We start from the raw sequence: 6000 nt of genomic DNA on the forward strand, positions 1-6000 counted from the left end.
CAAGTTTTTATATTTTTAAGCCCTTCTTCCAAGCTTTCATTGATACCAACATAATCAATAATTAATCAATCTCACTAACCTATTTTTAAATATACTATTAACTTGTGCAATAGTTGCATTAAATGAAATGTGATGTATATTGATTAATCATATACATCACATTCCATCATTATGGAATAGTATCGAATTTTAAACTAATATGAATATATAAGTCATTAAGTTTCAAAAATTTTTCAAATCATTTCAGTATATCAACATGCTATACTATATATATATTTAGAAATTAAACACAATTTTACATTTTATAAAGGAGTACAAAATGTCATTAACAATTAAAGAACTTCATAATATTTTAGGAGGTAATCTCCTTGATGCTGAAGGTAAAGAGGACAATGTTATAAATAATTTTGAGAATTGGTTCCCCTTTATTCATAATAAAAGCACAGCCTACATATCGCCCAATAAGCATACATGGAGACGTTTTGGTAGAGATGCAAACGCAAAAGAAGGTAATGAATATATAAAGAAGGATAAGGAAGATTTAGGATTAATTATTACTGAAACCTATGTTCCTGACATGAAGTTTAAAACTCCTCAATTAGTTATCAATGATTCTGCAAACACACTAACTAAATTAGCTGAAGAAATGAGACTACAGTATAAACACCCTGTTGTTGCTATAACAGGATCAATGGGAAAAGTTCAACTAGAATGCTGATAAGTGCTGGTCTTAAAGATTATTATCCTCTTCAAAATAGATTTAATAATAACATAAGATCCGCAGTATATTTATTATTATGCAAAATGATTAGACAACCAAATTTTGCTGTTTTAGAAGTATCATTAAACGCATTAAATGCAGTTGGTAATTCATCATATTTAATAAAACCAAATATTGCTATAGTTACTGGTATAGGTGCTGCTCATATGTCTACATTTAAAGATATTCTAAATATTGTAGAAGTGAAAGCAAGTATTTTTGATGGTTTAACTCCTGAGGGAGTAGCAATAATTAATAAAGATACATTACATTCAGATATATTAATCGAACGCGCCAAACAAAATACAAGTAATGTTATTACTTATAGTACACATGACTCTAGCGCAACAATTTGTCCTAAATCTATTCAATATAGTAAAGGCTATACAGTTATAACAATTGATTTTAACGGACAAAAATATACTTATAGAATTAATTCAATAAGTGACGGTATGGTTGAAAACTCTCTAGCCACATTTGCTACATTATCGCATTTAGATATACCACTAGAAAGAGCCTTAGAGAACTTAAGTACATTTAAACCATTTGAAAAAGTTTTAAACCTAAAAGAAGTTGAAACACCTAACTATAAAGTTAACTTAATAGATGATACACACAACGCTTCATTACCAGCAATGATTAATGCTATAAAAGCATTTAATACTCAAACAAAATTTTTTAAAGGTAATAAAATTATTGCGATTGGGCAAATTAGTGACTTAGGTAAGCACTCTAAATCATTGCATTTGCAATTAGTTGATGTTCTAGAAAATAGTAATGCAGATTATATTCTATGTATGGATGATGCTTTAAAGAGTGTCGTTACAGGAGTAAAAAGCAAAAATATAACATGGTATTCTAATAGACATCTATTAGAAAAAGATTTATTGTACCTAAATAAACCAGATTCATTAACTCTATTAAAATCATCAGCAGGTGGTACAGAATTTCCAAAATTAGCAAAAGAATTACCTGAGAAATTAAATAAATATAATATTAATAATTCGAACACTTCTTTATTTGATGGTCAATCCTTGAACGGTCGCAGTTATATGATTATTGATGAAAATTATAATGTCATTGAATCTCATAACAGAGAACATTCAGGTACAATTGAAGGCTTAGGCCCTATCTTTAATTATTTAAAAGCTATAGATGATAATGTATCAGAAGATACTATTTTTATTGCTAACTGGGCAACAAATAACAAACTTTATTATGAAGGAAAAGAAACGACAACTTACGAATTGATGAAAGCCATGCTTAATTCACCTATGTATACACCTTCTTATGAATTATCTAAGTATTTATTTGAAAACGGTCCAAAGCGCGATGAATATATCAATTCAAAAATAGAACATTTAAGTCTTTCAAATTCTGTAGCAATAAATTTAACTGGACGTCATACTATGAGAGAACGACAAAACTTCACTGTTGACGACTTATTTAAAATTTTAAAAGCATATAAAAATACCCTATTTAAATTTACTAACGAAATAATTATTGGCAGGAAATATAATAGCGGTATTATAAAAGATAAAGATAAATTTATTATATTTACCTCTTACCCAAACTTAAATGAAATTAAAAATAAACTAAATAATAAATAACAAAAAATGAGGTTGAATTAAAATGATATATTCAGTAGGGAATAGGTTAGGAAATAAATTAACCGGAATTGAAAAAGCGATGATTAATAGACACAACTTATTTAAAAATCACTCGATAACTAGTAAATTGATTTTTGCATCGTGGTCACCTCGTTTACATTTTAATGCAAGTCTATTTCAAATTGAAGATGACGATATATTAAGCTTATATGATGTGCTACAAGACAGTATAAATATAAAAAGCATCCATAAGGACTGGATCACTCATTGGACTAAAGAGTGTAATTATACACTAAAATTTATTGAAAATACCAATGATATAAAGATATATGAAAAAAGCAACTATAGAATGTATGTCCATTTTAATGATAGTAATTACCAACATTTGGATTACATAAATCATTTTGATGTAAATCAACGTAAAATACGTCGAGATCTATATGATTCAAGAGGCTTTTTAAGTTGTTCAAGAACTTTAACAACAAATCAAAAAGTAGTTTGTGAACATTATTACACTCCTGAAGGTACTATAAAGTTCCAAAAATTTTTTAATCCAGAACTTGAAAATTCACAATCACAACTTATTATTTATAACACCGATTCTCAACTTAAGTATTTTAATAATGATCAGGAATTACTAGCATTTGCAATTGAAAAATTGTATAAAAATGGAGATATTTTCCTGAGTGATAAAAATATAAATACTGCACCAATATTCAATAATACTAGTGAAACAATACCTGTTTTAGCTGTTTTGCATAGTACTCATGTCAAGAATATTGACATGGTATATGAATCGGACATCAAAAATACTTATAAACATGTTTTTAACAATCTAAATAGATACTCTGGGATAATTGTATCGACTAAACAGCAACAATTGGATATATCAGCTCGAATAAATAATGAAATCCCTGTTCATACTATACCAGTAGGATATATTGATGAACATTTTACTAATTTAAAAAGAAATAATCATAGTATAAATAATAATAAAATTATTTCCGTTGCACGTTATTCTCCTGAAAAACAGTTGAATCATCAAATTGAATTAGTTTCTAAATTAATTAAAGAATTTCCTAACATCCAACTACATTTGTATGGGTTTGGTAAAGAAGAAGAAAAATACAAGCAACTAATCACTGAATATAATTTAGAAAACAATGTGTTTTTACGAGGGTTTAGAAGAAATTTAAGTGCTGAGATTCAAGATGCTTATATGTCTCTAATTACTAGTAATATGGAAGGATTTAATTTAGGTTTATTAGAAACTATAACTGAAGGCATACCTCCAGTTGGCTATAATTCGAAGTATGGTCCTTCCGAATTAATATTAAATAATGAAAATGGTTATTTAATTAACAAAAATGATAAAGATGAATTATATAATCGAGTGCGAAACCTATTATTAGATAAGACTTTAAGAGATACTTTTTCTCAAGAATGTATCAAGCACTCTAAAGCTTTTTCAAGTAAAATTGTTATGAAGTTATGGGAAGATAGATTTTCTACAATTAATTCAAGTTATGAATAGCTCACATGTTGTTTAGTTTTTTCAGTTATTCTTTATGAAATTAGAATTTTAGTTATATGAAAAATAATTATTAAAGAGCAAATTAAAAATGGTTGATTTCGTTTTTATGTAAATCAACCATTTTTTGTAAGTCATTAATTTAAATTTCAAATACTTATTTTACCTATTAAATGCAAGCTGATATTGTACATATCCAGATAAATAATGTTCGATATCATCAATTCGAACACGATAACCGTGGTGTTTAATAAAGAAACTTCCTAGTATTCTTGATGGGTTTTTAAAATACATAGCAATTTCAGGATAAAAGAATCCAACTCTTTGATAATCTGCTCTAATATTAATTACATCTATCAAATATTGTTCATCTATTAAATTGTTTACCAATTCCTCGCGACCCGTATCTTTCGCTTTTTGAACTAATCTATATGTGGCCATTAACATTTCTAAGAATGTTGGAAATGTTGTTTCACGATTTTTAATATAATCTAAGTAATTATTCACATTTTTGATTCCAAATTCAAAATATTTGTCTTGTGGATTAATTTGAACTAATTCATTCGTACAATATCCTAACCAATGATCATGATATTGCCAATATTTCTTCTCAATGAAACGGTCCATCAAATTTTCTACAGTTTTTAGCCATAGTTCATTTTCATCCTTTTGATACAATCTCAATAAAGCAAGCGCTGCTTCACCATCGTAATAAATAATTCTAAACTTCTCTTTTACGCTTAAATCAGGATAATTCAATAAGTGAGTTGTCTCATATGTATCTTCATCTATCATTGAAAGAATACCTTTAGCCACTTTCTGAGCTGACTCAAGAAATTTAGGATTATCTTCATGCTTTAAATATTCACAAACTGCGAATATAAATGAAGCATTTTGTCCTAATTTGATTTCATTTGCTTCCTCTGTATCATCAAAGATATAGGCTTTATCACCAATCTCAAACAGTTGATTTAAAATGATATAATCAATTGCTTTTTCAACAGGTTGTAAGCTTTTACCTAAATAGGACAGACCCTCAATTAAGGCATAAGTAGAAGAAGAGTGTCTTAAAACATTGTAGAATCCAATTTCATTATCAAAATGAGGAAAATATCCATAAATATATTTACCATTATCTAACAACATATTTTGTAAGAAATTAGTACTACTTTCAATTAATTGATCAATTTCATTATTTAAATCATTTACTTTTCTTAAACCTTTTTTATAGCCTTCGCTATATAGTTCATGTACTTCTTCATCACCTATAAAGAAACCTTGTGTATAGAATTTAATAACTTCTTTTTCATTATAGAACTCACTAGAAAATGCCTTTTTATTTGTAGTATATTTGCGTAAATAATTATTGATGTTTTTTTCCGAAAGAAATAACTCTTTAGTAGTATTATCTGGTCGAACAAAAGCATTCGCGTTAATTTCTTCAGGTAATACTGCAAAATTCCATTGACTATCAAATGCTATACCAAAATCTACATAATTTCTTCTTGTATTGATCAGTGTTTTTTTTAATTCTTTAAATAATATTTTTTCAGTCGAGGTTACAATATCTAATTTAATCCACTCAGGAAATTCCCCAGATTTCTTTTTAAATTTAAGTGCCAATTTTGAAATATCTTGTTTGAGATAATTAGTTTTTTTTAATAACTTAACCTGTGCTTTAACACTTGACTTACCTAAACTAAAAAAAACATAATTATTAATTTCAGTCTTATTATTTACTTCAGATATTAATTTCTCTAATTTATGTTCAAATTCCATTGTTTCCTCCTTATTTTTATATATTTGTCCTATTTCCATTAATTTATATCATAGTATTTAAAATAAAACCAGGCCATGTAAGGCCTGGTTTTAAATTTTACCCAAAATTATGAAGTTTAAATATTATTTTTCTTCATTATTTTTGTTTTTACGACGTCTGCCAACTAAGAATAATCCTCCAAGCGCAGCGAATAGTGAACCAAATAATGTGCCATTATTTTGAGCATCATTACCAGTATCTGGTAACTCTTTATTATTTGGTTTATCTGTTTTGTCATTATGATCTCTATCTGCGTCTGAATCGCTGTCCGCATCAGAGT

5 protein-coding genes are annotated in these 6000 nt (G+C 27.4%); 3 read left to right on the forward strand and 2 right to left on the reverse strand.

The window, feature by feature from the left end:
* Positions 1-319 precede the first annotated feature (319 nt).
* Genes HMPREF3154_RS02375 through HMPREF3154_RS02385 form a run of 3 tightly spaced genes read left to right on the forward strand, consistent with a single transcriptional unit; the run spans position 320 to position 3904 of the window.
* Positions 320-718: a hypothetical protein gene (locus tag HMPREF3154_RS02375; protein WP_001621810.1), complete on the forward strand. Its 399-nt coding sequence runs from the start codon at positions 320-322 to the stop codon at positions 716-718.
* Complete coding sequence (locus HMPREF3154_RS02380; RefSeq protein ID WP_037540694.1) at positions 712-2370, forward strand: Mur ligase family protein; 1659 nt, start codon at positions 712-714, stop codon at positions 2368-2370. Before HMPREF3154_RS02375 ends, HMPREF3154_RS02380 begins: the two co-directional genes overlap by 7 nt.
* A gap of 22 nt (positions 2371-2392) precedes the next feature.
* Positions 2393-3904: a glycosyltransferase family 4 protein gene (locus HMPREF3154_RS02385; RefSeq protein WP_000640645.1), complete on the forward strand. Its 1512-nt coding sequence runs from the start codon at positions 2393-2395 to the stop codon at positions 3902-3904.
* A gap of 159 nt (positions 3905-4063) precedes the next feature.
* Here HMPREF3154_RS02385 and HMPREF3154_RS02390 read toward each other — a convergent pair whose 3' ends face one another.
* Both HMPREF3154_RS02390 and HMPREF3154_RS02395 read right to left on the reverse strand, forming a co-directional pair.
* Positions 4064-5680 (reverse strand): hypothetical protein, encoded by a 1617-nt coding sequence (locus HMPREF3154_RS02390; protein ID WP_000393940.1) that lies wholly within the window; start codon positions 5678-5680, stop codon positions 4064-4066.
* A gap of 123 nt (positions 5681-5803) precedes the next feature.
* Positions 5804-6000 (reverse strand): LPXTG cell wall anchor domain-containing protein (locus HMPREF3154_RS02395; RefSeq protein WP_049390043.1); only part of this gene is annotated, 197 nt, incomplete at its 5' end.

Source organism: Staphylococcus sp. HMSC06C11, from assembly GCF_001808345.1.
Taxonomy (GTDB): Bacteria; Bacillota; Bacilli; order Staphylococcales; family Staphylococcaceae; genus Staphylococcus; species Staphylococcus capitis.